The organism is Microvirga sp. Mcv34, from assembly GCF_024519725.1.
GTDB lineage: Bacteria > Pseudomonadota > Alphaproteobacteria > Rhizobiales > Beijerinckiaceae > Microvirga.
On the sequence record NZ_JALJRK010000055.1, the window covers coordinates 1 to 18,067 of the forward strand.

Consider the following 18,067-nt stretch of genomic DNA (forward strand, 5'->3'; position numbering starts at 1 on the left):
ATAATGATCTGGACTGGCTCGAAAATCTCCGCCGATCTGACGGACCAAGCTTTCGGAAGACGCCGGTTCCGCTTTCGCCCGTGAGGATCACGGCGTTCTCGGGTTGAGACAATCCCGGTTTCCGATATAATTGCTTGGCTTTCATTTGGCGCGAAACAGGCTTGGGAGGCGCGACGGTGCGTCCCGGTGGCGAACAGATCCAGAGGGAACTGCCGTTCGTTTCGGCGCTCTCCGTCAACTCCTTTTTCTCCGCTCTCGGGCCGGACGCGATTGCGCGGATCGCCGCCCTGTGCACGTCCCGGAGGATGCTGGACGGGGAAACGTTGTTTCTCAAAGGCGATCCGGGCGATGCGCTTTATGGCGTCAGGCGGGGCCAGATCGTCATCACGACGACGACGGATACGGGCCGGCAGCTCACGCTCAACATCCTCGGGCCCGGAGATGTCTTCGGCGAGATCGCCCTGCTGGACGGCCATTCGAGGAGCGCCGATGCGGTGGCCTCCGGCAATGTCGAGCTGTTCGTGATCCGGCGAAGCGATTTCCAGGATCTCCTCAAGCGGCAGCCGGACATCACGACCAGGATCATCGAACTCCTGTGTGAACGCCTCCGCTTTTCGAGCGAGCGGCTGGAAGAGGCTTCGCTCCTGTCGCTCAAGACCCGGCTCGCGCGCCGCCTCCTCAAGCTCGCCGAGGATTTTGGCGAGGATATCGACATCACCCAGGAGGAGCTGAGCGTGCTCGTCGGCGCGGGTCGGGAGACGGTCAACCGGCAGCTCCAGAAATGGCGCAAGAGCGGAGTCGTGGATCTCGGGCGCGCCCGGGTGAGGATCATCGACGTGGCGCGCCTGCAGCAGGAAGCTGTCGCGCGCGACGGGGGAGCCGACTGACCGGCAATTCTATTGCCCGGACGACGCCGTGAGCGACGTACCGGCGGGATCGGGCGTCAGGTAGACCCAACCCGTCGCTTCGGCGCTTTCCCGCTTGATGTACCGGTAGTTCGTCCGGGACCATTCCAGCACGTCGTCCGTCTTGTTGTCGAGGATGAGGTCGCCCCGATCCGTGCGGACGGTCAGGACCGCGTGACCTTCGCCGTTCTCGTCGAGCACGACGGTCATGCGCAGAGCCCGGCGCGGCAGCCCAGCTTCGACGAGGCGCTTGCGCTTGAGAAGCTGGTAATCCTCGCAATCGCCCATGCCGTCGGTCGGATAGCTCCACAGGTCGACGACGTTCCAATGGTCCTGGTCGGTCACCGGGATGAGCGAGTGGTTGACCGAGACGTTCACGGAGGAGAGGAGGGCCGAGAGGCTCTCTGTCCATGCGATCATCTCCGGCTGCCGGAGGTCGATCGTGCATTCGCCCGGATTCCGATGGCAGAACTCCATCCAGGCCGGCAGGGACGGTGCTTCCTCATGGCGGAAGAGGTACGGACCGGCGTCCGCGGAACCTGCCGCCGAGAGGATCCAGGCCAGAACGATCCACATCCGTCTTCCCATCGCAACCTCCCGCGGGAGTGGTGGCGGTCAAAGCCGCTCATGGGATCCAGACTGGGCTTTTTGGCGCGTGCCTTCTGTGCACGCGGTCACAAACTCCGGTGTGGCGTGATGGGCGGAGCTTACATGACTAGAGCCTCGGACCCAAAAGTGGCTTCCACTTTTGGGATTGATCCGATGCTCTTTCTCTTGGCTGGCGCATCGGATGGACCGGAAAACCGGGTCCACTTTTCCGTCCGATGCGCTAGAGATACCGGTCCTGCACATCGATGGTGGAGCGAAGCCCGACGTTCGGGAAATCGTCGCGCAGCCACGCGTCGGCTCTCCTGCGGCCGATCTCATGGAGATCGGTCAGGAACGACCAGTCGGCATTCAGCTTCGAGGCGGCTCCGAGATGCTGCATGACGTCGTCGGCTTCGATGGCATGCAGGCGCACCTGCCGGATGTCGGGATTGGGAGCGCGCCCTTCCTCGACGAGCCTGTTCAGGAACTCGACCGCGCGCACCTCCCGCATCAGGGACGAGTTGAAGCTGATCTCGTTGATCCGGTTGAGGATGTCAGCGGCCGTCTTCGGCACATCGGGACGTCTGATCGGGTTGATGTGCACGACAACGATATCGGAGTGCTCGCAGCGATAGATGAGCGGGAAAAGGGCGGGGTTTCCCATGTAGCCGCCATCCCAGTAATGCTCCCGATCGATTTCGACGGCCTGGAAGAGGAACGGCAGGCAGGCCGATGCGAGCACGACGTCGGCGCTCATCTCATGGTTCTCGAAGACGCGGATCTTGCCCGAGCGGACATTGGTCGCGGAGAGAAACAGCTTGACCTGGGCGGAGCGGCGAAGACGCTCGAAATCGACCAGTCGTTCGAGCACGTCGTGAAGCGGGTTGTAGTTGAACGGATTGAGCTCATAGGGCGAGAGCACCTGCGTCAGCATGTGAAAGGCGAGGAAGGCCGGTGAGGCCTCCAGGCGATGGTTCCCGGTAATGCGGTCGAGGAAGGAGGGCTGGACGGGGCTGAGGCAGGCGCTGCGCGAGATCCGCTGCCAGAATTCCCCCAGGGCCCGGCGGGCTCCCTCGCGGCCGCCCACGGCGAGCCCGTGGGCGCACACGACGGCATTCACCGCGCCCGCGCTCGTGGCGCTGATCCCCTCGAAGGCGATGCCATCCTCCTCCAGCAGACGGTCGAGCACGCCCCAGGCGAAGGCCCCATGTGCGCCGCCGCCCTGAAGCGCCAGATTGAACCGCTTCACCTCCGGCCGCCGCGCGGAGCGGCTCCGGCGCGGGGATCGGCGGTCAGCCCTGTTCATGGTCGCCTCTCGGCATCGCGTTGGCCCAGCGTCCTGTCCGGAAGAATTCTATAGGGCTTCGGTCGGCGGTGGCGAGGGAGCGAACTGGGTAGGACAAGCGGAGGCCGGCTCCGCATCGACGGAGCCGGCCCTTTATCGTGGGTGTATCATCACTCGCGGAAGGTGACGGCGAGCCGGTCGGTCAGCGGTTGCGTCAGGTAGGTGATGATGCGGCGCGCATCGCCAAGGATCAGAACCTCCGCCGGAAGCCCGGGCGTGAGCTCCTTGCCCTCCAGCTTGCTCCGCTCGCCCGGGGCGATCGCGATCTTGACGGTGAAATAGGCCTGTCCCGATTGGGTGCTGACCACTTGGTCGGGGGACACGTTGGTGACCCATCCTTCGAGTTCGAGCGGCGTGGCCAGCTTGAAGGCGCTGATGCGGATGCTCGCGCGCTGATCCACATGGACCTGCTCCACTTCATCCGGCCGGATCTTCGCATTCACGATCAGGGGCTCGTCGCTCGGAATGATCGACATGAGTTTCTGGCCCGGGCTGACGATGCCGCCGATCGTGTGGACCGCAAGCTCATGGACCAACCCCGTCCGAGGCGCTCGGATGTCGAGCCGCTGAAGGCGGTCTCGCGCGGCGGCGAGCTGCTCCTCCGTCTCCGCCAGACCGGCCGTGACGGCCTGAAGCTGCTTCAGAACCTCGGAGCGGGCATTGCGGGTGAGCTCGGCGATCTTGAACTCGATCTCCGTGAGCTGGGAGTGGGCGCCGGCGACTTTGGCCTCCATATCGCCCATCTCGCCCTTCAGGCGGCTGACCTCGCGCTCGGTCTGGCGCAGCACCGGGCGCCGGATCAGCCCCTTGCTGTCGAGCATCCGCTGGTCGGCCAGCTCGGCATTCACCTGGGCGAGCTCCTCCTTGAGGGCCTTGTAGCGCTCGCTGAAGCCGTCGATCTGCCGTTCGATCTGGATCTTGCGCTCCTGCTGCTGCGAGAGCTGGTTGAGCCGCGTGAAGCGCCGCTCGTTCATCAGGCTCTCCTCGGAGGCGAACGCCGCCCTCAGGGCGCTCTCCATCTGCCTGGACGAGAACGGACTCTCGGTGCGCGTGATCGTCGTGCGGTCCAGGTTCTCGGCCTCGAGGCGTGCCTTCTGCGCGGTCAGGTCGATCAGCTTGCGCTCCAGGATGCTCGCATCCGCCGTGACCTTCGCGGCATCCAGGCGCACAAGCACCTGTCCCTCCTGAACGAGGTCACCGTCCTTGACCAGGATGGCGCCGATGACGCCGCCTTCCAGATGCTGGATGGCCTGGGCGCTGGACTGCACCGCGAAGGTGCCGCCCGTCACCACCGCGCTGTCGACCTTGGCGGCGACCGACCAGCCTCCGATCCCGAAGAACACGACGACCGAACTCAGGACGAACCAGCGCATCAGGCGGCGCATGGAGGAGGAGTTGGCTTCGAGATCGTGTTCGAACTCGGTCATGGCGGGCTCCGCTGTCTAGGCTGCCGTCGCTGCGGGCGACCGGCTCATCCGGTGAGGGCCCGGTGCCGGTCCTGTCGGCCGGGCGCTCGGTCCAGCATCAGGGTGGCACGTGGCCGACCCCGGCGCTGTGACCCACGCCACACGGGGCTTAGTTCGTGACACCATTGGCTCGCTGCGCCCGAGTGGCGTCCAGATTGGTGACGGTCGCGGACGCGGCGGGAGCATCGGGCTCCGAGGGCGTAACCGGCGCTGGCGAGACCTGGCCTGCATGGGACTGCGCGGCTGTCGCCGGGGAGGGCTTGTGCGGCTGCCCGATGCGCGGGAACAGGGCGGCGAGGACCTGCTCCTTCGGGCCGAACATTTCGGCGCGGCCGCCGCGGACGGACAGGATCTTGTTGGCCGCGAAGATGGCGCTCGGACGATGCGCCACGATGACGACGATCTTTCCCGCCTGGCGCATGTGCTGGATGGCATCGTTGAGCGATTGCTCGCCGAGGGGGTCGAGGTTCGAGTTCGGCTCGTCGAGCACCACCAGGAACGGGTTGCCGAACAGGGCACGGGCGAGGCCGATGCGCTGGCGCTGGCCTCCGGACAAGGTCGCGCCGCCTTCGCCGACCGGCGTGTCATAGCCCATGGGGAAGGCGAGGATCATGTCATGGACGCCCGCCATCCGCGCGGCCTCGATCACCTGTTCGGATGTGGCATCCTTGCGGAAGCGCGCGATGTTCTCGGCAATCGTTCCGTCGAACAGCTCGATGCTCTGGGGAAGGTGCCCGATGGCATCGGCGAGAGCGTCCGGCGAGTACTGGCCGATCAGGGCATTGTCGAAGCGCACCTCGCCCCGGGCGGTCGGCCAGGCGCCGACCAGGGCCCGCACGAGGGTGGACTTGCCGCAGCCGCTCGGCCCGATGATCCCGAGGGCATCGCCGGCTTCGATCTCGAACGACACGCCGGACACGGTCGCGACGGCCCCGCCGGGCGGAACGATGGCGATGTCGCGCACGGACAGAGTGTGGCGCGGGCGCGGCATCCCGTGCTGCTGCTGCGAAGCCTTGGGAAGCTTGGCGGAGAGCGCTCGCAGGCGACGGAGAGCCTGCCAGGCGGCCGACGTGCCGCGCCAGTTGCCGATGACCTGATCGATGGGGGCGAGGGCCCGTGCGAGGATGACCGAGCTCGCGATCATGGCGCCAGGCGACATCTGCGCCTCGATGACCAGATAGGCTCCGAGGGCGAGCATGGCCGATTGCAGGACGTGGCGAACCGTCTTGGAGATGGCGCCGAAGACGCTGGCATGATCGGCGAGATCGCGGGCATGGGAGATCGAGTTCACGTATCCGCTGCCCCAGCGCTTGCAGAGGTCGTCGCCCATGCTCATGGCCGCGGCGGCTTCGGAATTGCGCCTTGCGTCGAGGAGCAGGGTCATGGTCGCGGCATGGGCCTGGGTTGCCACCTTGACGGTGCCTTTGGTGGCCCACTCGTTGACGAGGCTGAGGACGACGAGAAACAGGGCTCCGCCTGCGGCCGCCAGAAAGAGGATCGGGTTCACGATCAAAAGGATCGCGAAGTAGATCGGCATCCAGGGCAGATCGAGGAGGGCGACGGGGCCGGGTCCCATCAGGTAGTTGCGGATCGCCGCCAGATCCTGAAGAGGGTCGTGGTTGCGCGCGTGGGGGCCGAAATGCAGCGGCAGCTTCAGGGTCGCCTCGAAAAGTGTCGGGGCCAGACGGTGGTCGAACGTGATGCCGACCCGGGCCATGAGCTTGCCGCGAAGGCCTTCCAGCAGGCCGTAGAAGCCGTAAAGCAGCAGGGCCAGCAGGGTGAGCGCCGCCAGTGTGGGAAGGCTCTTGCTCGACAGGACCTTGTTGTAGACCAGCATCATGAACATGGGGCCGGTGAGCATCAGGACGTTTCCGAGACAGCTGATGGCGCTGATGCCGATCAGCGGCTTCCTCAGGGTGCGAAGAGCGGTGCGAAGCTGAACCTCGGCGCTTGTCTTCATTCCATTCCTCATCGCGGGCATCCTTGCTGCGTGCCGATCTCGCGCGGTGAATACCTGGGGCTTGCGAGGCGGCATCCTGTCGTTGGCTTGGACACGATCATGAGGGATCCGGATGCCGGGCGCTGTGACGGGCTTCACACAGGCTGCATCGGATGATGGCCTTGCCTGAAGCCGGCCCAAAAGAAAGAGCGCCACCGGCTTGCGGCCGATGGCGCTCTGGGAGGGAGAAGGCGCTTAGTAGTAGATGGGGAACGAGTGATCGTACGAAGACTGGTCGTTGAGCTGATGAGCATCCTGGTTCGTCATCGCGAAGGCATCGCCGCCATGGCCGAACAATGCGGGCCCACCATGAGCATCCGTGGTCGCGGCCTGTGAGATCGGGCTGGCGTTGACGTTCAGGTCAGGGCTGCCCCAGCCGAAGTAATCCGAAGAGTTCATGGACTGGTAGTTGAGGCTCTCTGCGCTCTGGTTCGTCACCGCGGTGGCATCGCCGCCATGACCGCCGAGACCGGCACCGCCTTCAGCAACGGTGGTGGCAACCTGGGTGATCGGGCTGGCATTAACGTTGAGGGACATGGGCTTATCCTATCTCTGCTGAGTGTTGCGTTCAGTACCGCCTGAAGTTCCATCTCCGTTGGCGATGATTAGACTTTGAACCCCTTTGCCGGACGGGACTGTGAACCGCATCACACCTGCGAATTTTTTTGAGATGAAGCGAAAATAAATGTGATCAGCTCGATCTGTCTCGGGATCGAAAGGAGAAAGGGTCCCGAGAGGGACCCTTTGCATGGACCGGAACGACGGCCGTGGTGCTCGAAGGTTCAGCCGAAGACCGGCTCGTGGGAGATGAGCGTCATTTGGTCTGTCGAAGCCGATTGCAGGCCGATGGCGTTGACGTCGCCGCCCACATCGATGGAGCCGCCATCGCTTGCGTTCAGGAACACGAGCGTGTTCTGGATCTGGGTGGTCTGGATGAAGGTATTGAAGTTCACGTCGAGATGGTCGATGGCGAAGACAAATACCGGCGGCATGGTCCCTGCATGGCTGAAGGCGTCGAACAGGTGACCGGACATGATCCTGTCGAACCCTCCGGCATCGTCCCAAGCCGCCGTGTCCCAGCCGAGGTTACCCCCGTCGTGCGGTTGCATGGCGTCATGCGGCTGTACGGAATCATGGTGCGGCACAGGCTCATGGGATTGTCCCGATTCCTGTGGTCGCAACGACGCGTCGGGGCTGTCGCCATGATGCCGCCCGTGATGGCCGGAGGCGCTTCCAAGGTCGTCGTCCGGCGGATTGCCCCGGTTCCCGCCGTCATGGATGTCGCTTCTTCCGCCGCGCATCCGCTCATGAGGTTCGTCATCCTGGTGGAAGGATTGTGGACCATGGTGCCGACAGGCCTGATTTCTCCCTCCGGATCCGTTCCAGTCGTCATCCCATCGCTGATTGTGCATCGGGCTCTCCTCGATCCCGTCCCGATCGGTCGATCACCCTGATCTTTCGGCAGAAATCGGGCCCGGTGCGCCGGGTTTACACCCGGGCTTCGCGCGCTGCAGTGAACTGCGTCACATCGAGCCCGCATCGTGGAGGAGCGGATTGTCTTTGCACGTCGCCTTTCGACCGATATGCTGGGCGGTCCTTGCTCCATTGTTGTGGGAACCCGACCATGGCGGAGGCTCAATCGTCGAACGCTGCGACGAGCGCGGACAAATCCGTGAAGCTCGAACTGCTCGATATCTTCAAGGGCATCGATCCGCCGACCATCGAGCAGATCGCCCGCAAGGCCCAGACGCGATCCCTGGAAAAGGGCGAATTGCTGTTCAACGTCGGGGACGTGTCCGATGCACTCTATGTGGTCGCCGACGGGCGCGTCCGCATCTGGACCGTCTCGGCGGCCGGTGCCGAGGTGACGCTGAACGTGCTCACCAACGGGGCCGTTTTCGGCGAGATCGGCATGCTCGACGGTGGCGTGAGGACCGCAGGCGCGTCCGCCATGCTCCGGACGCGCCTGACCAGCATCGCCCGGCGAACCTTCTACGAAGCGCTCGACCGCGACCCGCGACTGGTGCGCAACGTGATCGACCTGCTGTGCCGGCGCCTCAGATGGACCAGCGCCCGGATGGAGGACGCGACCCTGCGCCAGGCTCCGCAGCGCCTGGCGCGCATCATCGGCCATCTGGCCCGCGATCATGGCAGGGACACGCCGAAAGGGATCGAGATCGCCCTCAGGCTGACGCAGAGCGAAATGGCGCAATGGACGGCGATGTCGCGGGAGGGGCTGAACAAGCTTCTCAACCGCTGGGCCGAGGAGCGCCTGCTGACCCAGGACAGGGGCGGGCTGATCGTGCACGATCTCGAGCGGATCGACGATATCGCCGAGTTCGGTGAGTAAATCATCGGACGCAAAACCGGGAACGGGTTTTGCGTGCAAAGATGCGTTAAAGCGAGAAACAAGAGCGTCTGACGCAAAATCGCGTTGACGTCAGATGATCGGGGCTCAATGGCGTCGCCGCGCCACGACCTGCTGAGCCCGGCTCAGGAATTGCAGACGCTCGTCCCGCGCCGGAATCTCGCGGGCGAGGTCTTCGATAAGCGCATTGGGGTCCGTCAGCTTGGCGGCATGCCGCTTCACGAGGAGCCCGGCAACGGGGCCGAGATAAACCGTCAGGGCATGGGCGATTTCGGCAAGGCAGTCCTCCAAGGCGGCGGGATCCATCGTGGGCGGGGGAGGCGGAGCCTCCGGGGCACGCTCATCTGCCGGCGCCGGAGCTGGCTCCATGGGGTTCGAGGGCACGATCAGAGGCGCGGCCTTCGGCAGCGAGATCGTTCGCGTCTCCGGAGCGGGCGGGGGAGGCAGCGCGGCGCTGCTCCAATCTTCCGTTCTTGCGGACGATACCGACAAGACGGTCCTATCGAGGGGCTCGATCCTGCTCACGGTCGCGTTCATGTCGGCGGAGGAGGGTGGCATCGACACGCTGAACGTCGTGATCCTGCGCGGGCTGTGCTTGAGGTCGAACACGCCGCGCTCGCCGAACGTCGCGGAAATGCGCGGCGCCACCGCTTCCATGATGGCGGCCGACACGAGGATCCCGCCGGGGTCGGCGAGGCTCTCCAGGCGCGCCGCGATGACGAGAGTCTCGCCGAAAGGAAGATCGTCATGGAACAGCACGTCGCCGAGATGGATGCCGATCCGCATGCGCACCGCGTCGAATTTCGTCATCGCGGCGAGGCGGGCCTGGGTCTCGAGGGCGCAGCGGACCGCATCGACGGCGCTCTCGAACAACGCGAAGATGCCGTCTCCCGGCATGCCGAAAAGCCATCCGCCATGGGCCGCGAGCTCCTCACGGGCGATGCGCCGCGTCGCCCACAAGGCATCGAGGGTGTTGGTCTCGTCGACGGAAACCAAGCCACCAAAATTGGCCATATCGGCTGCGAAGACCGCCCTGAGGCGACGGACACGCTTGCCTCCGGGCTGCGGAGCATCGGTTGCCGGATTGTCCATCATTCGCTCATCGCGTACCTACACGTCACGTCTTCGTCTCGCTGATTTTACCACGAATCCTGAGAAAGCTCGCGCGATCACGCTCGTTGGGAATGAAGTCCGACAGGCGGCGATAGAAGTCATCCCGGCCGACGGCTTTCTCCGCCTGTCGGGCGACGAGCGTCGGCGCGACCGGACCGATGAGAGGGAGCAGGACTTCCGTGACGGCGCGGATCTCCGTCTGGGAGATCACCGCTTCCATCTGGGCGATCTTGAAGCCCTTGTCGTCGCGCAGCACCTGCTGGGCGGTCTTGCGGAACGTGGCCGCCTCCGCCTCGGTGGTGATCTTCCCGACGAGCCATTCGAGGAACGTGTCGACGTCCATGGTCTCGTGGGAGGCCTGCTTCACGAGAAGATGGCCGATCGGGCCGAGGGAATGCGCGAGGGATCGCCCGAGCGCATCGATCGCGCCGGGCGTGAGGACCTCCGCCATGGTCTGGTTGAGCTGCTCCTTGACCGGCGCCGGCGGCTCCTTCGCGGGAATGTGGGAGAGCTCGGTCAGGTCGAGGGGCGGAAGATCGGCGCTGGGACGCATCTCGATGGATGTGTTGAGCGCAACGACGAAAGCGTCCGCGGTCTGGAAGCGGTCCTCTGGATTGCGCGCCAGGGCCCGTTGCACGACCGTGTCGATCTCCGGCCAGAGCTCCGGCCGGTAGTTGATGATCGACGGGGGCGGATCGTTCATCAGCTTGCGCATCAGCTCCGGCAGGTCGGCGGCGATGAAGGGCTTTGCGCCAGTCAGCATCTGGAAGAGGATGACCCCGGCGGAAAAGAGATCCGCCCGCACGTCCGCCGGACGACCGAGGAACCGCTCGGGAGCCATGTAGTTCGGCGTGCCGACCGGAATGCCGCCGGGCCTGGTGAGGTCGAGCGCCTCCACATGGGCCACGCCGAAATCCGACACCTTGATCGAGGCCGCCGAGGGGCACAGGATGTTGGCCGGCTTCACGTCGCGGTGAATGACGCCCTTGGAATGCGCGTAGCCGAGCGCGAACAGAAGCTGTGCCATGATCTCGCCGACCTGCCGGATCGGCAGAAGCGTGCCGCGCCGGATCACGTTCTCCAGCGTTCCGGCATTCACATATTCCATGATGATGTAGGGCGCGCCATCCTGCTCCACGAAATCGAATACCGTGACGATATTCGGATGCAGGCATCGCGCCGCCGAGCGTGCCTCGGTGGCGAAGCGGCGCAGAAGCTCGTCGTTCTCGGTGAGGTTCTCCAGGATCTCGGGACGGAGCGTCTTGATCGCCAGGGGCCGGTCGATCTGCTCGTCGTAGCCCTTGTAGACGACGCCGATCGCGCCGCGACCGATGACGTGATCGACGCGATACTTGCCGACCCTGGCCGGCATGGCGCCGCCGGTTCCGCCTTGGCTGCTGCCTGTCCTCAGATCCTTGTCTGCGGTCATCGGAGAACATCCTCTGACGAGCGATCATCTGGTTCTGGTCGGCCAGGGATCAATCGTACCAACTACTTTTCGAGCATCTTCAATGCGCTATCCAGGCTCCTGCGCATGCGGTTGAAGGAACGGGAAAGCGAGGCGATCTCGTCCGAGCCGGGATATTCGAACTCGGCGATGGTGGCATCGCCCATGCTGACGGCCTCGGCGGTCTTCGCCATCCGGGTCACCGGGCTGATCACGTAGCGGTTCAACAGGATATTGAGCAGCACCAGCAGTACCAGGAAGATCACGCTCGATGTGCCGACGAACAAGCCGAGGTTCCGCCACACTGACCCTTCCGCGATATCCATGGGCACGGAGATGATCTGCGCCCCGATGGTCTCGTTGAGCTTCCAACCGAAACCGTTCTTGCCGCCGTAGAGGGCGACCATGGATGTGGGAGCCTTGTCCGGGGTCGAGTGACAGGTCAGGCATGACTCGTCCTTGATCACGAGCGGATAGGTGACCGTGTAGTGAGACCGGTTGTCGATCGTCTGGAAGCTGATGTCCTTGGTCAGGTCGGGATTGGCGCGAAGCTTCTCGATCAGTTCGCGCTCCCAGTCGCGCGCGAGATCAGCCGGATTGGTCGGATTGAGCGCGGCTTCCTTGTAGAAGAATTGCGGGTAGAAGCCGCGGAAATTGCGGAACGACGTCTGGGCGGAAAACGACGGCACCGTCTGCGGCAGGAACTGAACGCTCGAGTGTTCAGCCAGCAACGGCTGTATCTCTTCCGAGGTATAACGCCGGATGGAGAGTGCTTGAGCCCGCAGAACATCGATCTGCGACTGAAGCTGTTCCATGGCTTCTCGCCGGGAGATTTGATAAAATGGGTAAATCGATAAGCCGAGCCCAATCAGATAGCAAACGGCCAGAATGATATTGAATTTAAGCCGTAGTCCCACGGGAGATCTCCAACGGCTGGTGAGGTTAGTTCGCGTTACGACTACCGAATTTCATATTAGTGCAAGTCCTGGAGACGTGCCATGCATTTCGGTCAAGCAGGCAGGGTGGCGGGGTTGTTCTCTGTGCGCAAGAGCACATGGGGAGAACTTCGGAGAACATGCGCGATACTCCTTAGCGGAAGCATAACCTTCGCGATATCCTTGCTGATGATGAGCGCTGTCTCCGCTCAGGCGGCCGGGCGTGTCGCTTTAGTCCTAGTGGCGGAAGATTATCAGAAGATGCCGAAGTCGAGTGTCGGCGCCAAGCGTGGAAGCGAGATCGCGGAAGAGCTCAAGCAGCACGGCTTCGATGTGATCGTGAGCCCCAACCCGAGCAACGCGATCGCACGGGCCAATCTGCGGGATTTCGCCGCCAAGGCGGAAGGAGCCGACCTGGCCTTCGTCGCGCTGATCGGCCACGGCGTGTCATGGGGTGGCCAGACCTTCTTTCTGACGACGAACACGGAAATCGGCCGAGCGGCGGACCTGCTGTCGCGCGCGCTCTCGACGACGAACATCGCGCAAATCGTCGGACGGGCGCAGACGGGCGGCGTATTCTTCTTCATGACATCGCCGAGTTTCGACAGCCCTATCGAGGGATTGGATGCGAGACCCCAATTCACCAGCGACGTTCCGAAGAATGCGGTCACGGTTTTCTCCAGTTCGGCCCGCATCCCGGTCTCCCGGATCGACGCCGCGGCAGAGCAGGCGGCGGAAGCCGTGGCCAAGCTCCTTCAGCAGCCAAGCCCGTCGCTCAACGAGCTGATCAAGGTTGTCTCGAGCGGCGGCATGGGGGCCGTGTTCGGGCGGGTGGACGATGTCAGCCTCGCCAAGCCCGCGCCGGCTCCATCGGCCATCGAGCGGCCTGTCGCAGCGGTCGCTCCGCAGGTGGTGTCGTCCGTCCAGAAGAGCGAGGAGCCCGACGGGAGGCTGGAAGCGGAGCGCCGCGCCCGCGAGCAGGCCGAGGCGCGCGCTCGCGACGAGCAGCTTCGGGCGGAGCGGGCCCAGGCCGAGGTCCTGAAAGCGCAAGCAGACGCCAAGAAGGCCCAGGCCGACGTCGAGAAGGCTCAGGCCGATGCGGAACGGGCAAAGCAGGAAGCGCGACGCGTCGAAGCCCAGGCCCAGATCGCGGCCGCCCAGGCGGAAGAACTGCGCCACGCATCCGTGGCAACGCCTGTCGACGATGCGCAACTCGGGCAGAAGCAGCGCCGTCTGATCCAGCAGCGGCTCCGTGACCTGGGTCTCTATACCGGCCCGATCGATGCCATCATGGGGCCGCTGACGCGGGAAGCGATCATGGGCTACCAGAAAAGTCGCAACGCGGCGGTCACGGGCTACCTGACGGCCGAGCAGTTCGATGCGCTGCTTCCGAAGGAGATGCAATAGGTGGCCGAAGGCGGCGCTTCATCGTTCGCAGGGGGCGCTCATTCGCGGGCCGGGCGCTCCACCCGGAACGATTGAACCCGAATCCGTCCTTGAACGATCACCTCGGTCCGATCCGGTTCTATGTCCGCATGGGCCGGCTCGGAGGATTCCGTCCGCTCGGCGGCCTGTTCCCCGGGACCCTCCCATCCTTCCGACCGCCAGGCAGCCTGCTGCTCGTCGAGGTCGAGCACGCCTTCCTGGTCCAGGATGCCAACCACCGCCCCGACCTCGGGTGCATCGCATTTCACGATGACGACGGTGCCGCCACGGATCACGCCCTCGGCATAGGCATGGGCATCGGAGCGCGATACGCCCAGATCCTCCAGGAGAGGCGCCAGATTGTGCGGGGTCGTCCAGATGTCGATCGCGCTCGCCGGAATGCCGGCCTGCTTTAGGCGGCTTGCGGCTTCGTTCGCATGGTGCTCACTGTGAAAGAGGGACGTGACGGTCTTGGTCATCGGGTCGATCCCCTGCGGGGCCGCGTGGCGCGACGGCATCGGACCCTGGAAGTCCGGGCACGGTCGGCCTGCACTGCACTTCACGCAATGTATCACGCAGCACCCGCGTCCACCACCGGCCCGGAAGGGCCATAGCGTCGATCGCTCAGTCCTAAGCTTGGCTTTTTCGAACAATCCGGACACGATTCCTGTTGGAGTTAACGGATTAACGACAACTTCCGGCGAAAGCTGGCCACGATCGTCGCCCGAGAACTCGGATCGAAACCCGTTGTGCCCGCTTATGTGATCATTTTTCTCAGTATCCTGGCCGCGGCGACGGGGATCATCGGCGTCGCTTTCCTGTTCGCGCGCGGTTACGACGACGATCTCGCGCGCGCCGAGGGCGATCTCGCGAATCTCGCGCTGTCGCTCCAGGAGCGGACGGATGCGGTTTTTCAGTCCATCGAGAACGTCCTGCGAGACGTGGTGGGCCGGATCCCGCAGAACTGCCTTCAGCCACACGAGTTTGACGGATTCGCGGCCTCGCAGGCCACGAAGGCCATTCTGGTCGGTGCGTGCCACTCCCTGTCCCAGATCGTCCGCATCGACCTCGTGAACGCCCGGGGGCGCGTCGTCGGCTCATCGACCCCGCGCCCCATGTCGGATCCGATCTATATCAGGGATACCTCCTATTACCGGGCTCTCTCGACCGATCCTTCGCTGACCCTGTATCTGGGCGAGCCGATGCGGATCAGTGCCACCGGCAAGAAGGTTCTCGCGCTCGCCCGCAAGATCCAGGACGCCGAAGGGACGTTTCTCGGCATCGTCGTGTCCACCATCGACCTCGGCCATTTGGAGAGGATCTACAAGGATCATCTAAGGACCCTTTCGCTGGCGATCACGCTCTACCGGCGCGACGGCGTCATCCTTACCCATTGCCCGGTCTCCGAACGAGCGCTCGGGCGCCGCATCTGGCTCCCCAACACGCCTCTGCAGCGCCTGATCGGCAAGAACATCCCGACCATCATCCGCGATGTCAGCTGGATCGACCGGAAGGAGCGGGTGATCGCGCTTCATCCGCTCGCCCATTATCCCGGCGGCCTCGCGGTGAGCCGGACCGTGGCGGAGCTCATGGCAGGGAGGCGGCTCGAAAGCCGTCTGATCGCGTTCTTCGCCTACATGATGGATATCGGGATCGAGGCGGCGAGCCTGCTCGGCCTGCGGCATGTGAGGACGGGCATCCTGCGGGCCGCCAGCGAGAGCTACCTGTCGCGTCACGACGTCCTGACCAAACTTCCCAACAGGCTGCTCTTCGTCGAGAACCTGAAGCGGACATTCCTCGCCGCCCAACGCTCCAACACGGATTTCGCGCTGCATCTCATCGATCTCAACCGGTTCAAGGACATCAACGACAATCACGGCCATGGGGTCGGGGACGAGATCGTCCAGACCGTGGCGCGACGCCTGCGCGAGCGCCTGCGCAAGACCGATTTCATCGCCCGCATCGGCGGCGACGAATTCGCGATTATCCAGCGGCCGATCCGTAACCGGCAGCAGGTCGTCGACTTCATCGCCAAGATCCAGGCCGCCATGCAGGTCTCGTGTACGGTCGGCAACACCGAGATCGAGATCGGGCTATCCATCGGCACCGCCATCGCGTCCACGGACGCCAAGACCTCGACCGACCTGATGAAGGCCGCCGATATCGCGCTGTATGCGGCCAAGTCGGATTCGAGCAGCGGCTATCGGCTCTACGACGCTAATATCAAGGATACGCGGGCGGAGCGTCGCGCCCTCGAAGGAGCGTTGAAGAACGCCCACGACAACCGGGAGTTCGAGCTGTACTACCAGCCGATCCTGGACCTCGCGACGAACCGGATGTGGGGCTGCGAGGCCCTGGTGCGCTGGAAGCACCCGTCGAAGGGCATGATCTCGCCGCTGCAATTCGTTCCGGCCGCGGAGGATTCGGGGCTCATCGGCCCCATCGGCGATTGGATCCTCGAAGAGGCCTGCGTGACCGCCATGTCCTGGGAGCAGCCGCTCAAGGTCGCGGTCAATCTCTCGCCGGTGCAGTTCAGGAACCGGGACGTGTTCGCCAGCGTCACGCGGGCCCTGGAAGTCTCCGGCATGCCGGCCCAGCGCCTCGTCCTGGAGATCACGGAATCCGTCAAGCTCACGGACGAGGCCACCGCGACCCTGAAGCGCCTCAAGTCACTCGGCGTCTCGATCGCCCTCGACGATTTCGGCACCGGCTACGCGTCGATGAGCTATCTCAGGAGCTTTCCCTTCGACAAGATCAAGATCGACCAGTCCTTCGTGCGCAGCATGCTCGACTCGTCCGACAGCCGCGCGATCATCAAGGCGACCATCGGCCTGGCGAAGGACCTGAGGATGAGCACGACGGCCGAGGGCGTCGAGACGGAAGAGCAGCTCAATGCACTGCGCCTGGCAGGCGCCTCGCAGGCCCAAGGCTACCTCATCGCGAAGCCCATGCCGCGCGACGCCATCGCGGCCTTTATTTCGGACGTCCAGAGGCCCCAACCGCGGGCGAGGGACGAGCAGGGCGCAGCTCGGTCGGTCGCTTAGGGTGCGTTGGGGCTCACCGTAACTTCATTGCGGTAATGTCGATCGCAGGAAGACGAGTGCTTCCCTGTAAGCTAAGGGCACAAATACAACACTCCTGTTGATTTTACCGATATCGTTAAGAATGTATCCCTCGTCGCATTGACACTTAGCTTCCTCATCGAACAGGTTCCGTTGCGGAAATTGGGCTGAATGGCTCAAATTTTGCCTGCCGAGACCTGCATGGCGGCGGGCAATTCCCGAACTGTGAAATGTAATTACCAGCTGCACCCTCGGTCCAACGGCTCTGAGAGGATCCCTATCCAATGGGGCACGCAGATGACGAGGGGGCAGCAATGGCTTACAGGACGATCGATTTTCAAAGCGGCATCACGGATGCGGACGCATCCGACGGCGTCGTCGTGGTCGGCGGACTGCGGTTTACCGTCTCCGCCCCAGGAAACTGGACGCTCAATTTCAACAATGGCCGCCTGAACTTCGCCGAGGATCCGAACTTTGCCGGAAGCCAGTTCAGGATCGAAGTCACCAGCGTGACGGGCGGAGCGCTCCAGTTCAACGACTTCATCATGAACTACCAGGCCAACCCGCAGGTCGTAGGCGACTACACGCCTGCCCTGAATTTCGGGGGCTGGAGCATTCCCGACTCCGACATGGCCGGCAATTACATGTATAACGGGGAGTTCAGCTACAAGCACCAGATCGACGGATTCCCGATGCCGGCGTCCGGTGTCATGACGAAGCTCGTGATCACCGATGAACCTGCATACGGCAGCACGCAGAACCCCTATTCGAGCTTCTGGATCGACAATTTCGTCGTCGACACGGATTTCCCGCCGCCGGCGACCGCTCCGGTCGTTGTATCCGTCTCGTCGCCCGATGCGAACAGGGGCTACAAGGCCGGCGACGTGATCACCGTGACAGTCACCTTCGACCAGGCGGTCGTCGTGAGCACGGCGGGCGGCACGCCGACGCTGCTGCTCGAGACCGGCAGCACCGACCGGACGGCTCTCTATATGAGCGGCAGCGGCAGCAACACGCTGACCTTCGCGTATACGGTCCAGCCCGGAGATACGAGCGCCGATCTCGATTACACCGCGAGCAATGCGTTGCAGTCGAACGGCGCGACGATCAAGCTGACCGGCAACACGTTGAATGCCTCCCTGACGCTTCCCACCCCCGGCACAGCCGGCTCGCTCGGTGCGAACAAGGCAATCGCCATCGACACCACCCCGCCCGTGGTGAGCATCACCAGCAACGTGGCGATCCTGAAGGCCGGCCAGACGGCAACCATAACGTTCACTTTCAGCGAGGACCCGGGGGCGAGTTTCGCGTTGGCCGATGCCACGGTCAGCGGCGGTACCCTGTCCGGTCTCTCCGGCACGGGCACCGTACGGACGGCTGTTGGCTAGAAAGGGCAATCTCGTATGCCGTCTTC

16 protein-coding genes are annotated in these 18,067 nt (G+C 64.0%); 6 read left to right on the forward strand and 10 right to left on the reverse strand.

Annotated elements, in window-relative coordinates:
- Positions 1-176: 176 nt before the first annotated feature.
- Positions 177-887, forward strand: a complete 711-nt coding sequence (locus OC446_RS22010) for a Crp/Fnr family transcriptional regulator (protein ID WP_262031181.1) — start codon at positions 177-179, stop codon at positions 885-887.
- Positions 888-896: 9 nt separating this feature from the next.
- On the opposite strand, the gene OC446_RS22015 is transcribed toward OC446_RS22010, so the two are convergent.
- From OC446_RS22015 to OC446_RS22040, 6 genes are all read right to left on the reverse strand, one after another.
- The gene (locus OC446_RS22015) at positions 897-1,493 is read right to left on the reverse strand and encodes a transglutaminase-like cysteine peptidase (protein ID WP_262031156.1); all 597 of its coding nucleotides are present in this window, start codon (positions 1,491-1,493) and stop codon (positions 897-899) included.
- Between the two features lie 241 nt (positions 1,494-1,734).
- Positions 1,735-2,799: a patatin-like phospholipase family protein gene (locus OC446_RS22020; RefSeq protein ID WP_262031157.1), complete on the reverse strand. Its 1,065-nt coding sequence runs from the start codon at positions 2,797-2,799 to the stop codon at positions 1,735-1,737.
- Between the two features lie 149 nt (positions 2,800-2,948).
- A complete protein-coding gene (locus OC446_RS22025; RefSeq protein WP_262031158.1) occupies positions 2,949-4,265 on the reverse strand; it encodes an HlyD family type I secretion periplasmic adaptor subunit in 1,317 nt (438 codons plus the stop codon).
- A 148-nt stretch (positions 4,266-4,413) separates the two neighbouring features.
- Complete coding sequence (locus OC446_RS22030; RefSeq protein ID WP_262031159.1) at positions 4,414-6,264, reverse strand: type I secretion system permease/ATPase; 1,851 nt, start codon at positions 6,262-6,264, stop codon at positions 4,414-4,416.
- A gap of 234 nt (positions 6,265-6,498) precedes the next feature.
- On the reverse strand, positions 6,499-6,840 hold the full coding sequence (locus OC446_RS22035) for a hypothetical protein (RefSeq protein ID WP_262031160.1): 342 nt from the start codon (positions 6,838-6,840) through the stop codon (positions 6,499-6,501).
- Between the two features lie 245 nt (positions 6,841-7,085).
- A complete protein-coding gene (locus tag OC446_RS22040; RefSeq protein ID WP_262031161.1) occupies positions 7,086-7,412 on the reverse strand; it encodes a hypothetical protein in 327 nt (108 codons plus the stop codon).
- A gap of 6 nt (positions 7,413-7,418) precedes the next feature.
- On the opposite strand from OC446_RS22040, the gene OC446_RS22045 reads away from it, so the two are divergent.
- Both OC446_RS22045 and OC446_RS22050 read left to right on the forward strand, forming a co-directional pair.
- Complete coding sequence (locus tag OC446_RS22045; RefSeq protein WP_262031162.1) at positions 7,419-7,757, forward strand: hypothetical protein; 339 nt, start codon at positions 7,419-7,421, stop codon at positions 7,755-7,757.
- 170 nt (positions 7,758-7,927) lie between these two features.
- Positions 7,928-8,653, forward strand: a complete 726-nt coding sequence (locus OC446_RS22050; RefSeq protein WP_262031163.1) for a Crp/Fnr family transcriptional regulator — start codon at positions 7,928-7,930, stop codon at positions 8,651-8,653.
- A gap of 105 nt (positions 8,654-8,758) precedes the next feature.
- On the opposite strand, the gene OC446_RS22055 is transcribed toward OC446_RS22050, so the two are convergent.
- The 3 genes from OC446_RS22055 to OC446_RS22065 form a co-directional block, all read right to left on the reverse strand.
- Positions 8,759-9,766, reverse strand: coding sequence for an adenylate/guanylate cyclase domain-containing protein (locus tag OC446_RS22055; protein WP_262031164.1), 1,008 nt, complete (start codon positions 9,764-9,766; stop codon positions 8,759-8,761).
- 22 nt (positions 9,767-9,788) lie between these two features.
- The gene (locus OC446_RS22060) at positions 9,789-11,213 is read right to left on the reverse strand and encodes a serine/threonine-protein kinase (RefSeq protein ID WP_262031165.1); all 1,425 of its coding nucleotides are present in this window, start codon (positions 11,211-11,213) and stop codon (positions 9,789-9,791) included.
- 62 nt (positions 11,214-11,275) lie between these two features.
- Positions 11,276-12,046: a DUF3365 domain-containing protein gene (locus tag OC446_RS22065; protein ID WP_262031166.1), complete on the reverse strand. Its 771-nt coding sequence runs from the start codon at positions 12,044-12,046 to the stop codon at positions 11,276-11,278.
- Between the two features lie 309 nt (positions 12,047-12,355).
- Between OC446_RS22065 and OC446_RS22070 the strand changes: the two genes are divergently transcribed.
- Positions 12,356-13,573: a peptidoglycan-binding protein gene (locus OC446_RS22070; protein WP_262031167.1), complete on the forward strand. Its 1,218-nt coding sequence runs from the start codon at positions 12,356-12,358 to the stop codon at positions 13,571-13,573.
- A gap of 38 nt (positions 13,574-13,611) precedes the next feature.
- Here OC446_RS22070 and OC446_RS22075 read toward each other — a convergent pair whose 3' ends face one another.
- On the reverse strand, positions 13,612-14,070 hold the full coding sequence (locus OC446_RS22075; protein WP_262031168.1) for a hypothetical protein: 459 nt from the start codon (positions 14,068-14,070) through the stop codon (positions 13,612-13,614).
- Positions 14,071-14,340: 270 nt separating this feature from the next.
- On the opposite strand from OC446_RS22075, the gene OC446_RS22080 reads away from it, so the two are divergent.
- On the forward strand, positions 14,341-16,635 hold the full coding sequence (locus OC446_RS22080) for a putative bifunctional diguanylate cyclase/phosphodiesterase (protein WP_262031169.1): 2,295 nt from the start codon (positions 14,341-14,343) through the stop codon (positions 16,633-16,635).
- A gap of 332 nt (positions 16,636-16,967) precedes the next feature.
- A complete protein-coding gene (locus tag OC446_RS22085; protein ID WP_262031170.1) occupies positions 16,968-18,041 on the forward strand; it encodes an Ig-like domain-containing protein in 1,074 nt (357 codons plus the stop codon).
- Positions 18,042-18,067 lie beyond the last annotated feature (26 nt).